At 65.1% G+C, this 24,515-nt stretch carries 15 protein-coding genes; 12 read left to right on the top strand and 3 right to left on the bottom strand.

The annotated features are described in order from the left end of the window. Window positions 1–162 precede the first annotated feature (162 nt). Together XM1_RS21155 and XM1_RS21150 are read left to right on the top strand one after the other, a co-directional pair. Window positions 163–1,761, top strand: coding sequence for a long-chain-fatty-acid--CoA ligase (locus XM1_RS21155; protein WP_068436992.1), 1,599 nt, complete (start codon window positions 163–165; stop codon window positions 1,759–1,761). Window positions 1,762–1,764: 3 nt separating this feature from the next. After that, entirely contained in the window at window positions 1,765–3,186 is a 1,422-nt protein-coding gene (locus XM1_RS21150) for an O-acetylhomoserine aminocarboxypropyltransferase/cysteine synthase family protein (RefSeq protein ID WP_082700641.1), read from the top strand. A gap of 225 nt (window positions 3,187–3,411) precedes the next feature. Here the strand turns inward: XM1_RS21150 and XM1_RS21145 are convergent, their stop codons facing one another. Beyond that, the gene (locus tag XM1_RS21145) at window positions 3,412–3,786 is read right to left on the bottom strand and encodes a hypothetical protein (RefSeq protein WP_156428822.1); all 375 of its coding nucleotides are present in this window, start codon (window positions 3,784–3,786) and stop codon (window positions 3,412–3,414) included. Window positions 3,787–4,011: 225 nt separating this feature from the next. Between XM1_RS21145 and XM1_RS24340 the strand changes: the two genes are divergently transcribed. The 3 genes from XM1_RS24340 (at window position 4,012) to XM1_RS21130 (ending at window position 6,378) form a co-directional block, all read left to right on the top strand. Next, on the top strand, window positions 4,012–5,163 hold the full coding sequence (locus XM1_RS24340; RefSeq protein WP_156428821.1) for a hypothetical protein: 1,152 nt from the start codon (window positions 4,012–4,014) through the stop codon (window positions 5,161–5,163). 508 nt (window positions 5,164–5,671) lie between these two features. Further along, entirely contained in the window at window positions 5,672–6,013 is a 342-nt protein-coding gene (locus XM1_RS21135; protein WP_197603094.1) for a nucleotidyltransferase domain-containing protein, read from the top strand. Continuing rightward, window positions 6,010–6,378, top strand: a complete 369-nt coding sequence (locus XM1_RS21130) for a HEPN domain-containing protein (protein WP_197603093.1) — start codon at window positions 6,010–6,012, stop codon at window positions 6,376–6,378. The genes XM1_RS21135 and XM1_RS21130 overlap by 4 nt, the downstream gene beginning before the upstream one ends. 316 nt (window positions 6,379–6,694) lie before the next feature. Here the strand turns inward: XM1_RS21130 and XM1_RS24335 are convergent, their stop codons facing one another. Both XM1_RS24335 and XM1_RS21125 read right to left on the bottom strand, forming a co-directional pair. Then, window positions 6,695–6,859, bottom strand: a complete 165-nt coding sequence (locus XM1_RS24335) for a hypothetical protein (protein WP_156428820.1) — start codon at window positions 6,857–6,859, stop codon at window positions 6,695–6,697. Window positions 6,860–7,010: 151 nt separating this feature from the next. Continuing rightward, window positions 7,011–8,012 (bottom strand): helix-turn-helix transcriptional regulator, encoded by a 1,002-nt coding sequence (locus tag XM1_RS21125; RefSeq protein WP_068436988.1) that lies wholly within the window; start codon window positions 8,010–8,012, stop codon window positions 7,011–7,013. 271 nt (window positions 8,013–8,283) lie between these two features. On the opposite strand from XM1_RS21125, the gene XM1_RS21120 reads away from it, so the two are divergent. The 7 genes from XM1_RS21120 (at window position 8,284) to XM1_RS21090 (ending at window position 24,227) form a co-directional block, all read left to right on the top strand. Beyond that, on the top strand, window positions 8,284–11,700 hold the full coding sequence (locus XM1_RS21120; protein ID WP_068436986.1) for an ELWxxDGT repeat protein: 3,417 nt from the start codon (window positions 8,284–8,286) through the stop codon (window positions 11,698–11,700). 17 nt (window positions 11,701–11,717) lie between these two features. Then, complete coding sequence (locus XM1_RS21115) at window positions 11,718–13,451, top strand: TolC family protein (protein ID WP_231920614.1); 1,734 nt, start codon at window positions 11,718–11,720, stop codon at window positions 13,449–13,451. Window positions 13,452–13,479: 28 nt separating this feature from the next. Continuing rightward, the gene (locus XM1_RS21110; RefSeq protein WP_068436984.1) at window positions 13,480–19,686 is read left to right on the top strand and encodes a putative Ig domain-containing protein; all 6,207 of its coding nucleotides are present in this window, start codon (window positions 13,480–13,482) and stop codon (window positions 19,684–19,686) included. A gap of 62 nt (window positions 19,687–19,748) precedes the next feature. Further along, entirely contained in the window at window positions 19,749–20,471 is a 723-nt protein-coding gene (locus XM1_RS21105; protein WP_068436982.1) for an efflux RND transporter periplasmic adaptor subunit, read from the top strand. Then, window positions 20,468–21,778, top strand: coding sequence for an efflux RND transporter periplasmic adaptor subunit (locus tag XM1_RS21100; protein ID WP_068436980.1), 1,311 nt, complete (start codon window positions 20,468–20,470; stop codon window positions 21,776–21,778). The genes XM1_RS21105 and XM1_RS21100 overlap by 4 nt, the downstream gene beginning before the upstream one ends. A gap of 2 nt (window positions 21,779–21,780) precedes the next feature. After that, complete coding sequence (locus XM1_RS21095) at window positions 21,781–23,886, top strand: site-2 protease family protein (RefSeq protein WP_068436978.1); 2,106 nt, start codon at window positions 21,781–21,783, stop codon at window positions 23,884–23,886. A 26-nt stretch (window positions 23,887–23,912) separates the two neighbouring features. Next, on the top strand, window positions 23,913–24,227 hold the full coding sequence (locus tag XM1_RS21090) for a hypothetical protein (RefSeq protein ID WP_156428818.1): 315 nt from the start codon (window positions 23,913–23,915) through the stop codon (window positions 24,225–24,227). The last annotated feature ends 288 nt before the right edge of the window (window positions 24,228–24,515 follow it).

The following is a 24,515-nucleotide window of genomic DNA, read 5'->3' as shown; positions in this document are numbered from 1 at the left end:
CCCGAGGCGCTTTTAGATTCCAGAAGAATTTCCCGAAAAAGAAGCTGTGTGGCGGGCATATAACACCAATCTAGTAGATAATAGAAAAAACTGTTGACGCCTCTGATGCCTTTGCTAGGGTCGGCGGGACGGTTTGGTTTTCTGCGGAAGGATTGTGGCGGAATGTCTTCTCGCACGGGCTTCGAACACCGGTCCAGCGGCGGGCCGACCCTTGGCGATACGCTGGGCTGGGTCGCCCGCTATTATCCCGGCAAGGCGGCCCTAATCGCCTGGGAGGGCGGCGAGCGCCGGGTGTGGAGCTATGGCGAGCTTGACCGCGAGGTGAACCGCCATGCCCGTGTCCTGCTGGATCTGGGCGTCTCGCGGGGCGACGTGGTTGCCGCCTTCCTCTACAACACGCCCAGCTTCGTCTTCGTCCTGCTGGCGGCGGCGCGGATCGGCGCCATCTTCAATCCCATCAACTACCGTCTGGCGGCGCAGGAACTGGCGTTCATCCTGGAGGATGGCGGCGCCAAGGTGGTGCTGTTCGAGCATGAGGGCGGCGACGTGGTGGCCAAGGCGCGCGCCTTGGATCCGGCCAACCGGCAGTGGATCTATGCCGATCCCGGCGACGTGCCGGACGGCAGCCATTCCCTGGCGGCGTTGCTGGATTTCGAAGGGGAATTGCCGCCTGACGTAGCGGTGGACGAGAACGATCCCTGCATCCTGATGTACACCAGCGGTACCACCGGCCGGCCCAAGGGGGTGCTGCACACCCATCGAGCCAAGCTGGCCCACAACGCCCTGATGCATCAGGCCATGGGGCTGGTCCATCACGATGTGGGCCTGGCGCTGGCGCCTTTGAATCATACGGCGGAACTGCACACCAGTTTCCTGCCGCGTCTGCAACTGGGGGCCACCCAGGTTCTGTTGCGGCGCTTCGACGCCGCCGAGGCGCTCCGCCTGATCGAGGCGGAGAAGGTAAGCCATTTCTTCGCCGCGCCCACCATGATCAACATGCTACTGTATCACCCCGATCTGGGACGGCGCGACCTGTCGTCGATCCGTCTGGTGGAATATGGCGGCGCCTCCATGGCCCCCCACCTGATCCGCGAATGGGATGCCAAGGTGGGTGCCGGCCTGGTCCAGGTCTACGGCACCACCGAGATGGGGCCCTGCATGTCGGTGCTGGGGCCTGCCGAGCAACTGAGCCTCGCCGGTTCGGCCGGGCGTCCGGCCGTGGGCCACGATCTGGTGGTGGCGCGCCTCACCGATGACGGCTCGCCCACCGATCCCGCCAATCCCGCCGCACCGGGAGAGGTCGGCGAAATCCTGGTGCGCGGTCCCTGCATGATGGGCGGCTATCTCAACCGCCCCGAGGCCAACCAGCGCGCCCTGGCCTTCGGTTGGTACCACACCGGCGACCTGGGCGAACTGGACGGCAACGGCGTCCTGTGGATCAGGGACCGCATCGACCACATGATCAATTCGGGAGCCGAGAACGTCTATCCGCGCGAGGTGGAGGACGCCCTGATCGCCCATCCCGACGTGGTCGAGGTGGCGGTGGTGGGGGAGGCCGATCCCGTCTGGGGCCAAGTGGTGGCGGCCCATGTGGTGGCCAAGCTATCGGCAAGCCTGTCGCCGGAGATCCTGGACCACTTCCTGGTGGAAGGGGATCGGCTGGCCCATTACAAACGGCCGCGCCGCTATCATCTGGTCCCGGATCTGCCCAAGACCACCAGCGGCAAGATCCAGAAGCATCTCCTGCATCCCGGGGCCTGAGCCATGAGCGACAGCCGTTTCCGTCTTCCCCGAACCTTCGGGTTCGATACGCTGGGCCTGCATGCGGGCCAGCATCCCGATCCGGTTCACCGCGCCCGCGCGGTGCCCATCTACCAGACCACCTCCTACGTCTTCGCCGATGCCGACCATGCGGCGGCGCTGTTCGACCTGGAACAGCCGGGCCATCTTTATACCCGCATCTCCAACCCCACTACGGCGGTGCTGGAGGAGCGCATCGCGGCGCTGGAGGGAGGCGTGGGCGCGGTGGCCACCGCCTCGGGACAGGCGGCGCTGCATCTGGCCATCGCCACCCTGATGGGCCAGGGCGGCCACATCGTCGCCTCGGCCTCGCTCTATGGCGGCACCGTCAACATGCTGCTCCATACCCTGCCGCGTTTCGGCATCACCACCACCCTGGTCAAGCCCCGCGACCTCGAGGGGTTCAAGGCCGCCATCCGGCCCGAGACGCGCCTGGTCCTGGGCGAGACCATCGGCAATCCCGGCCTCGAGGTTCTCGACATTCCCGCCCTGGCGGAGATCGCCCATGGGGCCGGATTGCCGCTGATGATCGACAATACCTTCGCCACGCCCGCTCTGTGCCGGCCGCTGGATCTGGGGGCCGATCTGGTCATGCATTCGCTCACCAAGTGGATCGGCGGCCACGGCACCTCTATCGGCGGCATCATCGTGGACGGCGGCCGCTTCGACTGGCGCGCCTCGGGCAAGTTCCCCACCCTGACCGAGCCCTATGCCGGCTATCACGGACTGGTATTCGACGAGCAGTTCGGCCCCGCCGCCTTCGTCACGCGGGCGCGGACCGAGGGCCTGCGCGATTTCGGCGCCTGCCTGTCGCCCACCAACGCCTTCAATCTGCTGCAAGGCGTGGAGACCCTGGGCCTGCGCATGGCCCGCCATGTGGAGAATACCGCCAAGGTGATCGATTTCCTGACGGCCAGCCCGTCGGTGGCCTGGGTTACCCATCCCACCCGGCCCGACCATCCCGACCACCCTCTGGCCAGACGCCTGCTGCCCAAGGGGGCCGGCTCCATCGTCAGCTTCGGGGTCAGGGGTGATCTTACCGCCAAGTCTTTCGGCAAGGTTCTTGAGGAACCGGTCAACGAGCCGCCGCGCCTGCCGTACCGGTGTGGAACGTCGTTGCTGGGAATGCCGGACGAGGTTGTGGCGAGGCGAGGTGCCGCGTGGACGGAGATGGAGCGCCGCCATATCGCCTGGGTGCGGGCTCATCTGATGCCGCGCCCGGAATGGCTCCGGTGGGCCGAGCGTCTGGAGATGGCTCATGCCCGGACGGCGGAACTGAATGCGCCGGGTTCACGGTTGGAGACGGTCTTCACGGCTCTGGTCGAAGCGGATCAGTCCCGGCCCATGGCGGAGGTCATCATCCTCGACTGGACCAAAAAGCGCTAAACACCCCCCAGGGCATTTTCTCGCCTTGCCAGTCCCTTTCCGCCGCGTGCCAGATAGTTCTCGCGGCGTGTCAGTGCCATTTTGGCGTTTGCCAGAGCAAGGGGGCGGAAAAACTCCAGAAAGTCAGGCCGGGACGATGCACGGCCCTTGTATTTCTGACGCAATCACCAAGAAGCAAGTTCAGCAGGTATAGCAATTTGTCGGACAAAGCGGCGTGTCCGCCGATTATCGCCGCTCCTTGGCGTGGTCCCACTCGTGGCCCTGGATGGTGTAGCCCCTGATGGTGACGCCCCGGCTCAGTTCCCGCCAGGTCAGCCCGGTTTCCCAGGTGCCGAACACACCGATCTTGATGCGTGTCGGATCGCCGGGATGGCGTCCCAGGACGATCTGCTGGTTTTCCATGGTCCGCCAGTCGGAATCGGACCGGCAGAGGGCGAGGGTGTTGGCGGTCAGGTCGCAATAGAACACGATCTTCCTGGGCCCTACTGCCTGGACATAGAAGCGCGGCGGGATGGGGCCGGCGCCTCCTTGGCCCGCGGCATGGCTGGCGTTCAGGGCCGGAGTGCCGGCGCAGACAGAACCCAGGGCGATTATCGCCACGACCAGAGGCCTCCAGCGGGCATCCATGCTCAACCACTCCCCCAATCCGCAAATAGGCCAATTCGTCCTATTATGCCAATCTGCCCTATTTCCTGTCCATCACCTGGAGGTGGTGGTGGGGATCAGGGACAAATACGATCCGGCCTAGCCGTCATTTGCGGCTTATGCGTTAGCCGACATTTTGTCGGACAGACGGGTGGTTCGCGCGCCCCTAGAATGACGTCCATGAACCTGGACGACGATGATCTCTGGCGTCTCAAGATGGGCCGTTTCTCCGATGTGGAGGAGAGGCTATATGCACGGCTGTTCCGCTTGGGTCGGTCTCGGAGCGATGGCCTGAGTTCCCGGGCGCTGGCTTGGCGGACGCGCCATGTTGATGGGGCTTGGCGTCTCAATCGGGGACCTCAGGCGGTGGTCAAGGCGGCGGGATCACGTAAGAGCCGGGCGGGGGGGCGGGCTTGCGTCCGCTATGTCGCCCGCCTGCGGGATGGTGATCGTGATCAGGTTCCGCTGTTCGACGAATTCGGGCGGGAACTGGCTGGAGACCGGGTCTTCAAGGTGTTGGAGTCCTGGGATCTGGAGCCTGATGGCGACAACCTGTCGGCACAGGCGCGGCGGGGAGGGGAGGGCAGCCTTCCCGAACGCCGGCGCCTTCGCACTGTGCAGGCCTGGCATTTCGTCCTCTCCATCACAACCGAGCCGGATCGCGATGTGACGGAACCGCTGGCCCGTGCAGCGGCGACCACGATCGATGCGCTGTTCACCCGGCAGGGGTATCGGGTGATCTGGGCCCTGCACCGCGACCACCCGGAGCGCCCCCATGTCCATGCGGTGGTCAAGGCGGTGTCGGAGACTGGTGCCCGCCTGCGCTGCGATATCCATGGCGACCTGTTCGACACCATGCGCAGCGAGTTTGCCACCAACCTGTCCGCCGCAGGATTGCCTTTCCAGGCAGCCCGGCGGGAAGACCGCTCCGATCTCCGTGCCCAGGTGATGAAAGGGGAGGTTCCTCTGCGGCCTTGGCGGCGGCGGGCCACGCGGGGGGATCTGGTGTGGCGGGCGCCCGGATGGTTCGCCCTGTTCGGTGAGGATTACGTCGAGCGTTTGAAGCGGGGCGACCAGACCTCATCCCACGAATCCGTGATCGGTCGGTTGTGGCGGAAACTGGCGGTCCGGCCGGATGCGCCGTCCCCGGTGCCTGCGGCGTTGGCCGTGGCTTATCCGTTGTTCCAGAAGGTCTACCTCAATCCCCATGGCGTCCTGGCGGCATCTGGCCGCCGAGGGCGGAACTGCCGCGCCTACCCGCCGTCTGGCGGAATGGTATGTCCGCCACAGGCCGGAGGTGTTCGGCGAGTTGCTTCCCGGTGTGCGACCTAACGGGGACTTGGCTCTTCAACTGCGCAAGGTCGTTCTACCCTCCGTCGAAGCCGCACCCATGATGCCGTCGCCGAATCCGGCACTGGTGGCGGAGCTTGTCCGGATTCGCTGGCGGCGGCGGGTGGTCCGCGATCGCCGCCGGGTCATCGGCAGCCTGCTCCGGCTGGCCGGAATTGCCCGGTCGCGCCTGGGAGAGGATTTGGCGCGACGAGTGGTGCGGCGTGTCCTTGGCGCGGCGGAGACTCCCATCGGTCCCATGCCGCTCCACACACGGGGCGGCGTGCTTTCTCCCGCTCCTCTCCGTCCGGTCGGGGATTGCGGAGACGGCGGGGCACATCCGTCCCCGGCCCCTCGTCCCGATCCCGTGATTTCCCCAACACCTTCGGCAAGGCCGATCAAACCACCGTCAACGCGGCGGCCCGGGCGGGGTGGAGCCGAACGCTAACCCGGTTGTTGTTCTCCCCTGGTCGAACGCCTATCCTCATGACAGGAACAAGAGGGACTTGGCATGGCCGATCCATCGATGCTGCCCCAGGCTCTGGAGGCCTTCACCACCGCCGTGGCTCGCCGCGAGGGTGAATGGTTCCGTTCGGCCATCTTGTTCGGCAGTCACGCGCGCGGGGATGCCGGCCGTGACAGCGACGTGGATGTGGCGGTGGTGCTCGACGGCCGGCCGGGGGATGACCTCGACGCCGTCATGGAACTCAGCGAGATCGCCTATGACGTCCTGCTGGACACCGGGGTGCTGATCCAGCCGGTGCCGGTGCGCCAGGACCTGTGGGATCACCCGGAGCGCCATTCCAATCCCCGCCTGCTGGCCAACATCCGGCGCGAAGGGCGGCTGTTGTGAGCTCCTTGCTGGCCAAGGCCGAGCGGGCCGCTTCCTCGGCGCGGGCGCTGCTGGACCTGGGCGATAGCGACGGGGCGTGCAGCCGCGCCTATTACGCCATGTTCGACGCGGCCCGCGCAGCCCTGGCCAGCCGTGGACATGCTCCGGAGTCTACCAAGACCCATGGGGCGGTGCATAGCGCCTTTGCCCTGGAATTCGTCAAGACCGGCCAGGTCCCGCGCGAAATCGGCCGGGCGCTCGGCCAGGTGCAGGACATCCGTCTGCTGGCCGACTATGCCGCCGAGCCGGTGCCCTCGGACAAGGCGGAATGGTCGGTCGTCCAAGCCGCCGCCTTCGTCGCCGCCGTACGGGATTTGCTGTCCTAGCCGTCATTGCCGCGGTTCTTCCAGCACATCCTCCAACCGCGCCAGAAGCATTTTCACCTCCTTCAGGTGCTCTCCCGCCGGGGCGCTGGTCAGCAGGCCGCGCTGCAACGCCGATGCGATGCGGTCGAGATGCAGGGCAATCTCCTTGAGGGCCGGTACCGATGCCCAGGGGCTTTTGCCGCCGGGGTTCTTGACGGCAATCTCGGCCAGGCGCCGGACTACGGCACTTAAGGTCCGGACGCCGAGCAGGGGGCGAAGGTCCAGAAGCCGGCTTCGTAGGCTGCCTCGCCCTCGGCGGTCACCGTGTAGACGGGCGTCAGAATGTCGCGTACTGGAACGCCATCCCGTTGAAATTATCCTGCTGGAGGTGCCCTCGGGTTTCCAGCCAGTGAATATTGGACATGGCGACGACCACGAGACCGATGTCAGGGCTGCTTTCGTTTGCGATGGCACGAAGTTGACCATCCAAATGTGCCGCCATGGCCGATGCACCCTGTTCCCTCGCTGCCCGGTCATTCTCCGGCAAAATTGGGACCAGGGACAGTTTGACCGCCTCTCTCTGTCCGAGGCCGATCGTATGGCGGCTCGGAACGGCGTGAAACGTGTATATGGCCGCGTCACGGCTCCGGCGCTTATCTCTTCCTTAAGCTTCCCGGCGGATAGCCAAACCTCTTGGAGAACGCGCGCACGAAGTGGTTGGTGTGGGTATACCCCAGACGTTCCGCGATGGCTTTTAGTGGAATGTCGCTTTTGATGATGGCGGCATGGGCTTCCTGCAGGCGGCGGTCCGAGATGAACGCCGCGATGGATTGCCCGTATTCCAGCTGGAAATCGTTGCTGAGCGTCCGGGCGGACTTGTTGAACCGCTCGCCCAATTCGCTCAGTGTGGGAATCTTCCCCTCGGTATTCTGCAACAGGCCGTGCAATTCCCGGGCGCGCCGCTGCGAGGCGGAGAGTGAGGGCGGCTCGTCGCGATCCGTTCCCAGGTGGGAAATCAGCGCCGTAAGGTAGTGCAGCGTCCGCGCCTGCGCCGTCAGCCGCTGCAGGGCGCCGGTCAGCCCGGTCGGAATGGCCGTGTGCAGGATGTCCGATATGGCGGTCGGAATGGCCTTGATCAGCACCCGCGGGGCGGGCTGCAGTCCGAGGACCTCGAAGGTCCGATGGGCGCTGGCTCGCCCGATTAGGTATTCCAGCGTCTGTACGCCGATGGTCAAGGCCGTCATGGATCCGCTCGCCGACGCGTCGATCACCGGCGTCACCTTCAGGCGGTCGGCCAAACGGAACAGATCCTGGCCGGGGCTGAAAATGACGTTTGCCGCCGGAACGGATTCGTAATGGATGACCCGACTGCCGCGGGTGATCTGAACCATGAACGAGGTGGATGGAAACGTCCCCTCGACCTCGGCGATTTCGATCAGCTTTCCGAAACCTTCCTGGGAGAACCGATGTTCAGCTCGGAAAATCGTCATCCCCATGGCCAGTTCCAGCCGGGTGATGTTGGCTTGGCCGATTTCCTCGGGAACGGGATAGTAGTGGATGGCCAGGTCGCCGTCCCAAGGGCGCAGGACCACCGCGTCCTCGGCGGTCGGGGCACAGAGCCAGTCGAATTTTAATGTCTCGTACGCAGGCCGCATTTCCCCTCCCCAGCGCAAGGGCCTTTCGAACGAATACGTGGCTGGACAGTTCCTGTCCATAGAGAAGAGACGTTGACGCACCGCACTTCCGAATTTGGTATCAAGTTGTCTCGACTTGGTACTGCATGACAAATGAGGCGCAAGACTCAGGCTGATAAAGTCGGCTGCGAAAAATACCTGTGGCGGGTATTTAGGAGCGGCGGCAATGGCTTTATATAAGAACAATTCAAGGCGTCCCAATCTTGGGTTGATTGCCCTTGAGCCGCGATGGATGTTTGACGGCGCAGCCGCCGTGGATGCCGCCCATGCGGCCCCTGACGCCGCTGCCAAGGCGCTGATTCCCGATGCGCCCGCCCCGGTGGAGGTCAAGGCCGCCGATCCCGCCCGGAACGACGGCAGGAAGGAAGTGGTGTTCGTCGACACCTCGGTGGCCGGCTACAAGACCTTGGAGGCAGCGGTGGGGTCGGGCGTCGAGATCGAGGAGATCGACGCCGGCCAAAGCGGCCTGGCCCAGATCGCCAAATGGGCGGAGACGCATACGGGATACGACAGCATTTCCGTCTTATCCCATGGTTCGGCGGCGACGCTGAATCTGGGAACGGACGCCATCACGGCTTCATCCCTGGCCGATGCGGTGACCCGGGCGGAGTTGGCCGAACTCGGCCATGCGCTGAAGGCCGGAGGCGACCTGCTGCTCTATGGCTGCGATGTGGCCAAGGGCGAGGACGGGCGGCAGTTCATCGCCGGATTGGCAGCGACGACCGGCGCCGACGTGGCGGCGTCGGACGATGCCACGGGCCGCAATGGCGATTGGATTTTGGAGAGCGATACCGGCGTCATCACCGCAACCGCCATCGATGTTCCTGACTATGGCGATCGTTTGGCCGTCACCACCAATATCTGGGCCTCGGACGGCACCTCGGGGGGGACCGCCATCCTGAAGGAGATCAATCCGGGCGGCAGCAGCAATCCGCTGGATTTCACCGTCTTCAATGGAAAGCTCTACTTCACCGCCACCAATGCCACCTATGGCCGGGAACTTTGGGTGACCGACGGCACCGAAGCGGGAACGCAACTGGTCAAGGACATCCGGTCCGGCAGCAGCAGCGCCTTCAACAACAGCTACAACCAGTTGGTGGCCTGCAACGGCTGGCTCTACTTCGCCGCCAACAACGGCACCAACGGCGCCGAGCTGTGGCGGACGGACGGCACCGAAGCCAACACCCAGATGGTCACCGATCTGTGGAGCGGCAGCAACGGCGGCGTCGATACGGGCACGCGGCAGACAATCGCGGCGCTGAACAACGTCCTCTACTTTGTCGGCTATGGCAGCGCCGCCGGAACCCAGCTGTGGTCCTATGACGGCGCCACGGTGTCCCGGGTCCATACGGTGTGGGTCTCCAAGGTGGTCGCCGCCAGCGATAAGCTGTTCCTGGCGGCCAACGACACCACCCTGGGGCACTACGACCAGCTGTGGAAGAGCGACGGCACCACCGGCGGCACCGTGGCGGTCAAGGATTTCGGCTCCAACAGCATGGTCTGGTCCAACACCTCCTACGCGACGTTCTCGTTCAGCGCGGTCGGCGACAAGCTCTATTTCTCGCCCTACACCACCACCTACGGGGCGGAGCCCTGGGTGTCGGATGGCACCACCGCCGGCACCGTCCTGCTGAAGGACATCGTCGCCGGCGGCACCACCAGCGGATATCCGTCGTCGGGCGATTCCAGCGCGGCCGGCGGCTTCTTCCAATGGACCGCCGGGGATGGAAACGTCTACTTCACGACCCAAACGGGCGACCTCTACAAGACCGACGGCACCGCCGCCGGAACGGCCAAGGTCAACGGCGTTTCCACCGTGTATGGCGCGGAGTACTCGACCGCGACCATGTATCTCGGCGGAAATGACGGGACCAACGGCAACGAGCTGCTGTCCTGGAACGGCGCCGCCCTCAGCCTAGTCAAGGACATCAATGCCGGCAGCGGCAGCAGCATGCCGGTCTACTTCGCCAGGACGGGGGGGAAGCTGTATTTCACGCCCTTCCAGCTGAGCGACAGCAACGGCGCCGAATTATGGACCAGCGACGGCACCGCCGGTGGGACGGCGCTGGTCAAGGATATCAACGCCGGTTCATCGGGCAGCAACGTCACCAGCATCACCGTCTACAATAACAAACTCTATTTCTCCGCCCGCAGCGCCTCGCCAAACACCGCTCCCACCTTCGTGACCGCGTCGGCCAAGGCCCTGTCGGTCGCATTCAACGGCACGGCCGTCGATCTGAAGCCGGACCTGCATGTCAGCGATTCCGATTCCAGCCAGACCGAAACCTGGAGCCAGTCGGTGGCGCCCAGCCACGGCACGCTGTCGTTTTCCAGCGCCACGGCCACCTCGGGCAGCACCGACGTGACGCCCGGCGGCACCATCACCTATACGCCCACCACCGGCTATTCCGGCAGTGATACCTTCACCGTCCAGGTCAGCGACGGCAACGGGGGCACCGCCACCCGCGTCTTCAATGTCACGGTGGCGTCCAACGTCTCGCCCACCTTCGTCACCGGGACAGCCAAGGCCCTGTCGCTCAGCTACAACAGCGCAGCGGTGGACCTGAAGCCCGATCTGCATGTCAGCGATTCGGATTCCGGCCAGACCGAGACCTGGAGCCAGTCGGTGGCCCCCAGCCATGGCACCTTGTCCTTCTCCAGCGCCACCGCCACGTCGGGCAGCACCGACGTGACGCCCGGCGGCACCATCACCTATACGCCCACCGCCGGATATTCCGGCACCGACACCTTCACCGTCCAGGTCAGCGACGGCGCCGTGACGGCGACGCGCGTCTTCAATGTCACCGTGGCGGCCAAGCCGGCCGACCCGGCCCCGCCACCTCCCCCGCCGCCGCCCACCGCGCCACCTGCTCCGCCGGTGGTGGTCGTCGTGCCGCAGGCGCCGCCCCAGCCTGTCTCCGAGTTGCCGAAGACCATCGTCCGCGACACCGCGCCGCCGTCGGTATTCGTTCCGGCCACCACGCCCATTCCCTCGGCGCCAACGGCCGCCGATGCCCCCAAGGCACCGGCCGGACCGGTCGCCGACGCCCCGAAGGCACCGGTGGGCGAGGTGTCAAAGGCCGTGGCCCCGCTTGTCCCTGTCGTGGTGGCGCCTCCGGTCATCCCGGTGGTTATGACGCCCCAGTTCACGCCGACGGCGGGGGATGGAGGGTTCCGTGTGCCGGTGGTGACGGGGACCCAGGGCGGGCCGCCGGTTGAAGGTCTGCTGGCCCTTCGTCCCGAGGTTCAGGTGCCGCCGGTCACCGATGGGCCGATCCGGGTTGCCCTTCCGGTAGACGCCTTCGTCCATAGCCGTTCCGATGCCGTGGTCACGCTGAGCGCGGCTCGTGTGACGGGGCAGCCTTTGCCGTCCTGGCTTAACTTCGACTCCCGTTCCGGCACCCTGGCGGGGCAGCCGCCCGCCGACTTCAAGGGCACCATGGTGGTCCGCATCGTCGCCCGCGACGACAAGGGGCAGGAAGCCACCATCACCGTGCGAATCAACGGGTTGCCGGAAAAGACCGGCGCCGTCCGGGACGGAAACGTCATCAAGCTGGGCAGTCACCACCGCGACAAGCCGGTGGGCAAAATCGCCTTCACCCAACAACTCAAGCAGGCCGGGCGCTTTGCCGCCATCCGCTTTTCCTAAGACCAGGGGATAATCACATGACCGCCAATCTGTCCCGCATGGGCCGCCTGCTGGCAGCCGTTTCCACCATGGCCCTGCTGTCGGCCTGCGGCGTGACGCCGACGCCGTTCACGCAAGATGAGTTCTCTGCGAAGGCCAAAGCCGACCGGGTCGCCATGTTCGAGGGCCAGGAGGCGATGGCCAAGCCGCTGACGCTCGCCGACGCGGTGGCGCGGGTGTTGAAGTACAATTTGGACAAGCGGTCCAAGATGATGGACGAGGCCCTGGCCTTGGGGCAGCTGGATCTCGACCGCTTCGACCTGCTGCCCAAGCTGACCGCTAATGCCGGCTATACCGAGCGCTCGGCACCCAACGCCACCAAGTCGCGTGATCTCTATACCCAGACCACCAGCACCTCGAACCCCAGCTATTCGGCCGACCGCTTCTCCATCACCAACGACCTGGGCCTGACCTGGAACATCCTGGATTTCGGTGTTTCCTATTTCACCGCCCACCAGAATGCCGACCGCGCCCTGATCGCTGCGGAAAAGCGCCGCAAGACGGTGGCCAATCTGGTGCAGGAGGTCCGCTTCACCTTCTGGCGCGCGGCAGCGGCCCAAACCCTGAAGGGCAAGGTCAAGGACATCATCGCCAATGCGGAAAAGGCGTTGAAGGATTCCGAACGGGTCGAGGCCGAGCGGTTGAAGAACCCCACCGAGAGCCTGCGCATCCAGAAAACCCTGCTGGAAAGCATCCGCCAGCTTGAAGCCATCGACCAGGAACTGACCACCGCCAAGGCCGAGCTTGCCGCCCTGATCAACGTGCCGCCGGGCAGTGATTTCAAGCTCGACGTGCCGGAAAAGGGCGGCATGACCATCCCCGAATGGTCCATGTCTATCGAGCAGATGGAAGAAGCCGCGCTGATCAACAACCCGGATCTGCGGGAACAGGACTATCAGAGCCGTATCGCCATCGACGACACCCATAAGGAAATCCTGAAGCTGTTGCCGGGCGTCACCCTGTCGTTCTCGCGCCAGTACGATTCCAACTCGTTCCTGGTGGACAACCGCTGGAACGACGTGGGCACCAAGGTCACCTGGAACCTGATCAATCTGCTGTCGGCGCCCGACCGCCTGGCCCATGCCGACAGTGCCGAGAAGGTCGCCGATGCCAAACGGATCGCGTTGCGCATGGCGGTGCTGGCCCAGGTGCATGTGATCTCGCATCAGTTCATGAGCGCCGCCAAGCAGTTCGAGCGGGCCGACAAGCTGTGGGGCATCGAGACCCGCCTGGCCGAAGCCTCGGGCAACCAGAGCCGCGGCGGCACCACCAACGAGATCGAACGCATCAGCACCGAGACCTCGGCCATCGCCGCCGAGCTTCGCCGCTTCCAGACCTACGCTCAGATGCAGTCGGCCTACGGCAAGCTGCAATCCACCATCGGTGCCGACCCGGTGCCCGAGCGGGTGGCGTCGCACTCGCTGGACGGGCTGTCGGGGGCCATCGTGCTGGCCATGCCGCCGGTGATGAAGGCAGGTCCCGTGCCGCAGGCCGCACCCGCCGTGATCGAGTCGGTAACCCCCGATGCCCCGGCGCCAAAGCCCGAGAATCAGGGGGCAATGGCCTGGCTGGGGACTTTCATCTCCAACGGTCTCGCCAAGCCGGCCGAGGCGGCCACGGTCGCCGAGCCCGAGCGCAAGGACCCGCTGGGCGATGGTCTGGCTTGGCTGGGCGGCAAGATCAGCCGCATGACGGGTCGGGACGGCGAATAAGCAGACCGACCCTGTTGGAGTGGGAAACATGGGCCATATCAAGCGCAAGCGTCACCGCAACACACTCGGCCTGCTCGCCCTGGAGCCGCGCTGGATGTTCGACGGCGCGGCGGCCGTGGATGCCGCCCATGCCGCGCCCGACGCAGCCGCCAAGGCGCTGATCCCCGATGCTCCCGCTCCGGTGGAGGTGAGGGCCGCCGATCCGACCCGGAACAATGGACGCAAAGAGGTGGTGTTCATCGACACCTCGGTGGCCGACTACAAGACCCTTGAGGCCGCCATCAAGCCCGGCGTTGAGATCGAGGAGATCGACGCCAACCAAAGCGGTCTGGCCCAGATCGCCAAATGGGCGGAGACCCATGCCGGCTACGACAGCATGTCCATCCTGTCCCATGGCGGCGAGGCCACCTTAAGGATCGGCGCGGACGGATTGGCCGCCGCCAGTCTTTCGGATCCCGCCGTCCAGGCCGAGTTGGCCCAGATCGGCCATGCCCTGAACGTCGGCGGCGACCTGCTGGTCTATGGCTGCGATGTGGCCAAGGGGGCGGACGGACAGCGATTCATCGATGGTCTGGCGGCTGCGACCGGCGCCGATGTGGCGGCGTCCGAAAACGTCACCGGCGCGAACGGGGATTGGGCTCTTGAACATGCGTCGGGCGTTATCGATGGGGATTCGCCATTGGATCCGTCCAGGCTCGCCGACTATGACGGCGATCTCCAGCAATTGTCGGCCTGGAACCGCACCTATTCGGGAAACCCGGTGGCGCTGTCCTACGATGCTAACGGCACCATCAGCGCGGGTTTGAACGGGTCGTGGACCGTTCGCTACGGTGCTGGACCAAACTTTAACTACGACATGATTTTCACGGCGAACTACACGTACACGGCGGGACCACTTAGCGGCCAGACGGTCAGCCTTGAAGGCCGGCAGGGATTCATCGGCGTCAATGCCACAAATTACGGCTCCTATTATGAAACAGGTCAAACATCCGGCGGTGGCGTCACCTTTTACAACACGGCGAACGGCCAGACATTCGTGCCCACCTATGCGGGGACATTGTCGACGTGGTACGTCATGGTCAGTGACGCGTTTTCCAATACCCAGTCATTCAATCCATCCCAATCGCTTGCCATCAATCCCAACGCCGTGCCCGCCTTCGTGGGCGGCAGTTCCCAGTCCCTGACCGTGGCGGTGGGCGCCTCGGCGGTGGATATCAAGTCCTATCTCCATATCAACGACACGGATTCCGGCCAGACGGAAACCTTGACCCAGAGCAGCGGCCCCAGCCACGGCACCTTGAGCATTGCCGGGGCCACCGGGACATCGGGCAGCGCCAACATCACGCCGGGCGGCACCATCACCTACACGCCCACAGCCGGGTATACCGGCACGGACACATTCAGCATCCAGGTCAGCGACGGCACGGCGACGGCGACCAAGACCTTTACGGTCACCGTCAACGACGCGCCGACCATCAGCGGAGCGACCGCCGGGCAGACGGTCAACGACAACGCCACGGTATCGCCGTTCACCAATGTGACCATCGCCGACACCGGCACTTCGGACGGCTCCACGGCGCAGACCCAGACGGTCAGCATCTCGCTGGGCAGTTCCCTCCAGGGCAGTTTCACCACGCTGAACGGCTTCACCAATCTGGGCGCAGGGAACTACTCCTATTCCGGCACGGCCGCCGCGGCGACCACCGCCATCCGGGGGCTGGTGTTCACGCCGACCGCCAACCGGGTGGCGCCGGGCTTGACCGAGACCACCTCGATGACCGTCTCCGTCAGCGATGGCGTGGCTTCGGCAGTCACGGACTACACCACCACGGTGATCTCCACCTCCATCAACGACGCGCCGACCAACATTGCCCTGTCGTCGTCCAGCGTGGCGGAGAACAGCGCCGCAGGAACGGTGATCGGCACTCTATCGACCACCGATGCCGACAGCGGGGACAGCGCCGCCTATTCCCTGGTGGGCGGCGCGACGGACAAGTTCCAGATTTCCGGCGGCCAGTTGCAGGTCAAGGCGGGGGCCAACCTGGATTACGAGACCGCCACCAGCCATTCGGTGACGGTGCGCACCACCGATGCCCAGGGCGCCTTCTACGACAAGGTCTTCACCATCACGGTGACCAACGTCAACGAGGCACCGACCGATATCGCCCTGTCGGCTGCCACGGTCCCGGAGAACAGCGCGGCGGGAACGGCGGTGGGCAACCTGTCCAGCACCGACCCCGATTCCGGCAACACCTTTACCTATTCGCTGGTCAGCGGCGCTACGTCGAAGTTCCAGATCGTCGGCGGCCAGTTGCAGGTCAAGGCCGGGGCCAACCTGGATTACGAGACCGCCACCAGCCAGAGCGTGACGGTCCGCGCCACCGACCAGGGTGGTCTGACCTACGACAAGGCCTTCACCATCGCCATCACCAACGTCAACGATGCGGCCAGCGTCACCATCAACGAGGGCGCGGTGGTGGTGCAAGGCCAGTCGGTGACCATCACCAACGCCAGACTGGCCTCCTACGACGGCGAGCAGGCGGCCAGCACCCTGAGCTATACCGTGGTGACCAAGCCCACCGGCGGCATCCTCTACAAGGGCGGCGTGGCGCTCAACAACGGCGACACCTTCCTGCAGTCGGATTTGGGTGCGGGCAACATCACCTACACCCATGGCGGCGGCGGCGGCGGCAGCGACAGCTTCGTCTTTAAGGTGACCGACACCGCCGCCAACGACACCGCCAACACCACCTTCGCCATCACCGTCAATCGCAACCCCACCGTGGCCAACGCCATCGCCAACCAGTCCTGGTCGGGGGCGGGGGCGAAGTCGTTCCAGTTCGTGTCCAATGTGTTCAGCGACGCCGATGCCGATACCATGACCTATTCGGCCAAGCAGCAGGACGGTTCGGCCCTGCCGTCCTGGCTGTCGTTCAGCTCCGCCACCCGGACCTTTTCCGGCAATCCGCCTTCGGGTGTGGCCAGTGTCGCCATCCGGGTGACCGCCGATGACGGGCGCGGCGGCAGCGCCGCCAACGACTTCACCATCAACATTTCCAGCGCCAACGACACCGCGACGGTGGCCAACGCCATTGCCAACCAGACCTGGACCGGATCGGGGGCCAAGAGCTATCAGGTTCCCGCCAACACCTTCTCGGCGGACCCGGATGGCGACGTCCTGAGCTATTCGGCCACATTGCAAGGCGGCGGCGCGCTTCCGTCCTGGCTGAGCTTCGATACCGCCAGCCGTACCTTCAGCGGCAATCCGCCCGCCGGGGTGGGATCGGTCAACCTGACGGTCACCGCCAATGATGGCAATGGCGGCACGGTGTCGTCCACCTTCACCCTGACGCTTAGCTCCGTCAACGATGCTCCGGTTCTGGCCAATCCCCTGGGGCCGCAGACCATCAGCGGACCGGGGGTATGGAGCTATACGGTTCCGGCCAGCACCTTCACCGACGCCGACAACGATACCCTGACCTGGAGCGCGACCAAGACCGACGGCTCCGCGCTTCCAGCCTGGCTGAGCTTCAATCCGGCCACCCGTGTCCTGTCGGGCAACGCGCCGAATGGGGTGCCGCAGGTGGACGTGAAGATCAGCGTATCCGACGGCAATGGCGGTTCTGCCTCGTCCTCCTTCCGTCTCAACATCGACCAGAACACCAGCAACGACGCCCCGGTCCTCGCCAATGCCATCGCCAGCACCACCTGGACCGGATCGGGGGCCAAGACCTATCAGATCCCGGCCAACACCTTCACCGATGCCGACGGCGACACCCTGGCCCTGTCCGCCACCTTGACCGGCGGTGGGGCGCTGCCCTCCTGGCTGCGCTTCAATCCCCAGGCCTGGACCTTTTCCGGCAATCCCCCCGCGACCGCCGACGGCCAGACCTATGCCATCACGGTGACCGCCAACGACAACGAGGGCGGCAGCATTTCCGGTGCCTTCAATCTGACCATCGCCAGCGCCAACGATTCGCCGGTGCTGGCCACCGGCATCGCCGACCAAAGCATGAGCGGTTCCGGCGCCTGGAGCTATCAGGCGCCGGTCAGCACTTTCACCGACGCGGACGGCGATACCATCACTTGGAGCGCCACCCAGTCCGATGGTTCGGCCCTGCCGTCCTGGCTGTCCTTCGACGCCAATACCCGCACCTTCTCCGGCAATCCGCCGTCCAGCGTCTCGACTTTGCTGCTGAAGGTGACCGGCACCGATCCGTCGGCGGCGGCTGTATCCAGCACCTTCACACTCCGGGTCTCGAATGCCAATGATGCGCCTGTGGTGGCCAATGGGTTGGCGGGGCAGAGCATGTCGGGGCCGGGGGCGTGGACCTATCAGGTTCCCGCCAACACCTTCACCGACGCAGACAACGACACCCTGAGCTATAGCGCCACCCAGTCGGATGGATCGGCCCTGCCATCCTGGCTGTCCTTCGACGCCAATACCCGCACCTTCTCCGGCAATCCCCCCTGGGGCGCGCCCAGCGTGGCGCTGAAGGTTACTGCCGATGATGGAAACGGCGGCAGCGCCGCCTCGTCATTCCAGCTCTCCATCGACCAGAACACCACCAACGACGCCCCGGTGGTCGCCAACGCCATTGGCGCCCAGACCAAGGATGGCTCTGGCGCCTGGACCTATCAGGTTCCGGCCAACACCTTCTTCGACGCCGATGGTACGCCGGTGACCTTGAGCGCATCTTTGAGCAGTGGCGCCGCCCTTCCATCCTGGCTCAGCTTCAACGCTTCCACCCGGACCTTCTCCGGCAATCCGCCGGCCTCGGTCAATGGCCAGACTTTCGCCATCAGGGTGACTGCCACTGATCCGCAGAACTCGACGGTGACCAACACCTTCAACCTGACCGTAACCAACGCCAATGACACACCGACGGTGGCCAACGCCATCGCCGATCAGAGTTGGAGCGGATCGGGAAGCAAGACGTTCCAGTTCAATGCCAACGTCTTCAATGACGCTGATGGCGATACCATGACCTATACCGCCACTCAGGCAGACGGCACCGCCCTGCCGTCCTGGCTGAGTTTCACCGGGGCGAGCCGAACCTTTTCCGGCAATCCTCCCTCCAGCTTGTCCTACATCGACTTGAAGGTGACGGCCTCGGACGGTAATGGCGGCGCCAAATCCACCACCTTCCGGGAATACATCTCCAACGCCAACGACCAGCCCACCGTCAGTTCCCCGACCATCTCCGGGGCCTTGGGCAAGGGCGGCTCGGCACCGATTCCCGGCGGCACCTTCAGTGATCCCGATGGCGACCCTCTGACCTATACCGCCAAAGGGCCGAACAACACGCCATTGCCGTCCTGGCTGAAGTTTGATCCGATCACCCAGACCTTCACCGGCACCCCGTCCCAGGGGCAGAGCGGTTCCATCCCGGTGACGGTGACCGTGACCGATTCCTCGGGTGCCACCATCTCGACCACCATGACGCTGTCCTATGACAATCCGTCTCCGCCACCGCCGCCACCGCCGCCACCGCCGCCACCGCCGGTCGTCGAGGCTCCTAAGCCGCCACCGCCTCCCCCATCAGAGGGACCGGCGCTGATTACCTCGATCCGGGCGGCAGTGTCGGATAGTGGCGCTTTCACCCAGGGAGGCTCCGGTATTGGCAGCAATGCCTTTGCCGCCAGGATCGCTTCCGTGACCAGCGGCGGCGGATTCCAGGTGGCTGTTTCAGCGCCGCCGGTCAATGCTGTCAGCGATGGCGCGTTGTTTGTCGCCAAGGGCATCCCCGCCGTGGTCGTGGACTCCAAGGTCATCAATTTCGCGGTGCCCGTGGACGCATTCGGTCACACGAGCGCCGAGGCCGGCATCCAGCTTGCAGCCAAGATGAGCGATGGTCGCCCCTTGCCACCCTGGATGAGTTTTGATGCAACGCGCGGTATTTTTGTCGGTGAGGCGCCGGAGGGCTTCAAGGGGTCCCTGGCGGTGGTCGTGGTCGCCCGTGATAACGGAGGACACGAGGTCGCCACCAATTTCCGTATCCAGATCGGTGGTGGTGCGGTGAAGGAGGGCGGGCCGGCACCAGCCAAGCAGAACGGCGAAGACCAACCCGCACCAGCTCCGCAAGGACAACGGAGTGGTGACCTCGCCCCGGCGCGTGACGGCAAGCCGATCCGTACTGGCGATCTTCATCATACGGGCAAGCTGGCCTTCACCCAGCAACTCAAGCAGGCTGGCCGCCACGCGGCCATGGCCCGTCTGGCGCGGTGGGCATGATGCGCAAAGCCATAGCCACATCCCTTTTTCCGTTCCGCCCATTCTCGGGAAAGGGCGGGCCTTTGGCCCGCTGGGGATGGGCGATCCCGGCCCTGTGCCTGCTCTCCTTCGGAGCGCAGGCGCAGGAGCCGGTGATTCCCGTCCAATTGGTTGCGGTGCAGTTCACCACCCTGTCTGCGGAACTGCCGGGCAAGATCGACCGGATCACGGTGAAGGAGGGCGAGCGCTTCAAGGAAGGCCAGCCGCTGGTGGTGTTCGACTGCACCATCCAGCGGGCGCAGCAAGACGAGGCCAACGCCGTATTGGCCGCTGCAGAGAAGTCCAAGTCGGTGCATAAGCGGCTGCTGGAGCTGAATTCGGCGGGCACCCTGGAGGCCGAGAAATCGGTATCCGACGCCGCCGTGGCCCAGGCCAAGCTCAACTCCGCCCGCGCCGTCACCTCCAAATGCGCCATTGCCGCACCATTCTCCGGCCGGGTAGTGGAGCAAAAGGCGCGCGCCCATCAATACATCCAGGCCGGCCAGCCCATCCTCGACATCCTGGACGACTCAGCCCTAGACGCGGAATTCATCGTGCCGTCTGGTTGGGTCCGGAACCTCAAGCCTGGCTTGGTAGTCCAGGTGGCGGTCGATGAGGTGAAAAAGGTCTATCCCGCCAAGATCGCCCGCATCAGCGCCAAGGTCGACGCCGTCAGCCACTCGGTCAAGGTGGTGGCCGAGGTGCGTGGCGACTATCCCGAACTGATCGTCGGCATGACTGGCCGGGTCCAGATGCCGACACCATGAGCGACAACCCGCTCGTCAATCTGCTGGGGTTGGAAGAGCACGCCCGCCGGGCCACCAATTCCACCGAACTAGGCTTCGTCATGGTCAACGACAGCCGTGCGCTGGTGGCCTATCGCCAGGCGGCGCTGTTCATCGAGGGCGAAGGGTTGAAGGCGGTATCGGGCGTCGCCGGGATCGAGGCCGGTGCGCCCTTCACCCTGTGGCTGGGGCGGGTGTTCAAGCATCTGGCCGCCGACGAGGTCAGTTTGGCTGGTCCCACCGATCTGATTGGAGCCGATGCCGAGGAATGGTCGGAATGGCTGCCGCCCCATGCCCTGCTGCTGCCGCTGAAGGACCGCGACGGCAAGCGGCTCGGCACGCTGTTGCTGGCCCGCGACGAGGAGTGGGGCGAGCAGGATATTGCCTTACTGGCCCGCGCCTCCGACTTCTACGGCCATGCCTGGAGCGTGTTGCACCGCCCCTCGCAGGTGACGGAATGGAAGCGAAAGATCACATCCATTCCCCGCTATCGCCTGAAATTGGCGGCGGGGATTGTCTTGGCCCTGCTGTTTCCGGTGCGGCTGTCGGTGCTGGCGCCCGCCGAGGTGGTGGCCCATGACCCGGCGGTGATCCGCGCGCCCATGGAGGGCGTTATCGAGAAGGTCCATGTGCGGCCCAATCAGCAGGTGGCCGAGGGTGATCTGCTGTTCGAACTGGACCGCACCACCCTGACCGGCAAGCTGGAAGTGGCCAAGAAGGCGCTGTCCACCGCCCAGGCCGAACTGGATCAGGCCACCCAGCAGGCATTCTTCGATCCCAAGGCCAAGGGCACATTGGCGGTGATCCGCGCCCGCATCGAGGAACGCGGCGCCGAGGCGGCGCAACTCGAAGACCTGATGGCCCGATCCCAGGTCAAGGCGCCGCGCGCCGGTGTGGCGGTGCTGGACGATCCCGCCGAATGGCAGGGCCGTCCGGTCAATGTGGGCGAGAAGGTGCTGGCGGTGGCCTCGCCTGACGACGTGGAGGTGGAAGCCTGGCTGGCCCCCGCCGATGTCATCACCCTGGAGAAGGGAGGGCCGGTCAGCCTGTTCCTCAACGCCGATCCGCTGTCGCCGGTTTCGGCCAAGCTGCTTTACGTCACCTATGAAGCCATCCCCCAACCCGATGGCACGCTGGGACACCGGGTGCGGGCCGAGTTGGCCAAGGGCGAGGCAGGACCTCGGCTGGGGTTGAAGGGCACCGCCCGGCTCGACGGCCACCGGGTGGCGCTGATCTACTGGCTGGCACGGCGCCCGCTGGCGGTGGTCCGCAACTTCGTGGGGCTGTAGTCATGGACGCCGCCGCCATGCCCCTGCCAACCTTGCGCGACGAGCTGTCGCTGCATCCCGGCCCGGCCGCGCTGGATGGATCGCCCTCCTGGACTATCCGCGATCCGGTGCGCAACCGCTATTTCCGTATCGGCTGGGCCGCCTTCGAGGCGCTTTCGCGCTGGGGCGGCACCGCTGGCGAGGTGGCCGAGGTTGTTCGCGCCGAGACCACCATCGACATGAGTGACGACGAGGTGATGGATGTCGCCAAGTTCCTCCACGGCAACCACCTGACCCAGGTGGGCAGCCATGCCGATACTCTGCGCCTTGCCGAGCAGGCGGCAGCGGAGAAGCATTCCGTCTTTAACTGGCTGCTGCACCATTACCTGTTCTTCCGCATTCCGCTGGTGCGGCCCGACCGCTTCCTAGGGGCCATGCTGCCGTTGGTGGCTTGGTTGGGTGGCGCCTGGTTCCGCTGGACCACCTTGGGCGCGTTGCTGCTCGGCCTGCTACTGGTGGTGCGGCAGTGGGAGGTGTTCACCGCCACCTTGGTCGACACTTTCGGCATCGGCGGCATGGTCAGCTACGGCATTGCCTTGTCATTTGTGAAGGTGATCCACGAACTTGCCCACGGCCTGACCGCCAAGCGGTTCGGCTGCCGGGTTCCCACCATGGGAATCGCCTTCCTGGTGATGTGGCCGGTGCTTTACACCGACGTCAACGAGACCTGGACCCTGGCGTCGCGGCGCCAGCGTCTGCTGGTCGGTTCTGCCGGTATCCTGGCTGAATTGGCGGTGGCGGCGTGGGCCACGCTGCTGTGGGCTTTCCTGCCCGATGGCGGCATGCGCCAGGCGGTGTTCGTGCTGGCCGCCTTCACCTGGGTGTCGTCGCTGGCCATCAACCTCTCGCCCTTCATGCGCTTCGACGGCTATTTCCTCGCTATGGATGCGCTGGAACTGCCTAACCTCCACCCCAGGGCCTTCACCATGGCCAAATGGTGGCTGCGCGAAGTGCTGTTCGACCTGGGCGAGCCTGCGCCGGAGGGCATGGATGCCGGTCGTCGTCGGGCCATGGTGGCCTTCGCCTTCGCGGTGTGGATCTATCGCTTGGTGCTGTTCCTGGGCATTGCCGCTCTGGTCTACCACTTTTTCATCAAGGCAGTGGGCGTGCTGCTGTTTGCCGTCGAGATCGGCTGGTTCGTGTTCCTGCCCATCTGGAACGAGGTCAAGGAATGGGCCAAGCGGCGGGGCAACATCCTCGAGGGGAACCGTTGGAAACGACTACTGATCGGCCTTGGTCTCGTCTTGCTGGTGGCCATCATCCCCTGGCGCACCCGTGTCGAGGCCCCGGCCAGCGTCGCCGCCGAGATCAACGCGCCGCTGTTCCTTCCCGCGCCGGCCCGGCTGGAAAGAGCTCTGGTGGAGCGCGGCCAGCGCGTCGCCGCCGGAACGCCGCTTCTGGTATTCGCCTCCCCTGACATCGCTGCCCGGCGGGCCATCATCGCGGCAAGACTGGCTGGAAAATCCGCCGAGCTGGAGGCCGTCAGGCTCGATCCCTTCGGGCGCGAACGTTTGTCGGCCTTGACTGAGGAATTGTCCCGACTCGGCTCGGAAAAGGCGGCGTTGGACGCCGAGGCCGAGCGCCTGACCATCTCCGCGCCCCATGCCGGTGTGTTCCTCGATCCGCTGCCCGATCTGAAAACTGGTGCCTGGCTGTCCCCCAAGCAGCAGCTGGGGCTGATCCGCGCCGATGGCACCACCATCGCCACCGCCTATGTGGCCGAGGATGATCTGGAGCGGATCGGGGTGGGCGATGACGCCCGCTTCATTCCCCATGGCCTCGATCATGCCGGCCTGAGCGGCAAGGTGCTGGCCATCGACCGCAATCCGGTCAAGTTGCTGACCGATCCGGCCCTGGCCTCGCTGCATGGCGGCGACATCCCGGTGCGCTCCGCAGGCCAGATTCTGGTGCCCCAGGGCAGCTTCTTCCGCGTCACCATCCGTCTCGACGGCCCGGCCCCCGACCTGAAGCTGATCGGCCATGTGCGGATCAACGGCCAGGGACAAAGCCTGATCGGACGTACCGTCCGCGCCGCCCTAGTAGTCCTTGTCCGTGAATGGGGGGCATAATCGTATCGGCGATGAAGGAGAACGACATGAAGATCAAGCAAACCCTGGTGGCCATGATGGCGGTGTCCATGCTGGTCACGGCCGCCGAGGCTCTGGCCCAGGGCGGCCCCGTAGACAAGGCTTACGAATCCACCAAAGCCGCCGAGCTGGAATCGGTGAAGCTGCAATTGGCGACCCGCCAAGACAGCCGGGCCATCGGGGAGTTGACCGAGGCAGAAAGCGCGCTTCGCCGTCTGCGCGAAACCAAGGCCGCCGATCAGCGAGCCAAGATCGCAGCCGAACTGGACTCGGCCCTGGCTCGGTTGCATCTGGTGGCCGATGGAGTGGGGATGGGGAAATAGCTGCGTTTTATTCTGAGGATCTTCAGGCTTATGCGGCCTGGGGGAAATATATTCGCGGCAAATGGTGGCGCGCCCCCGCAACCAAATGAAGCCCGTTATCTCAACGAGATAGCGGGCTTTTTGATTCCGGGGCAAGGTCTAGCACCACAGGGCCGGTATGCAGGGGGAAGCGGGGGCAAGTCCTTGTAAGGTGGTGAATGAGGCGAAACTGCTGAAATGGGGGGATCGGGGCATCCCAGCATCTGCGAGATCGCCTCTTGCTGTCGGGGCGTCTCATCCATCTGTTGT

Origin of the sequence: Magnetospirillum sp. XM-1, assembly GCF_001511835.1 — a bacterium.
Lineage (GTDB): Bacteria > Pseudomonadota > Alphaproteobacteria > Rhodospirillales > Magnetospirillaceae > Phaeospirillum.
Note: the sequence above shows the minus strand (reverse complement) of the source record. Positions and strands in the feature narration are given on the sequence as shown.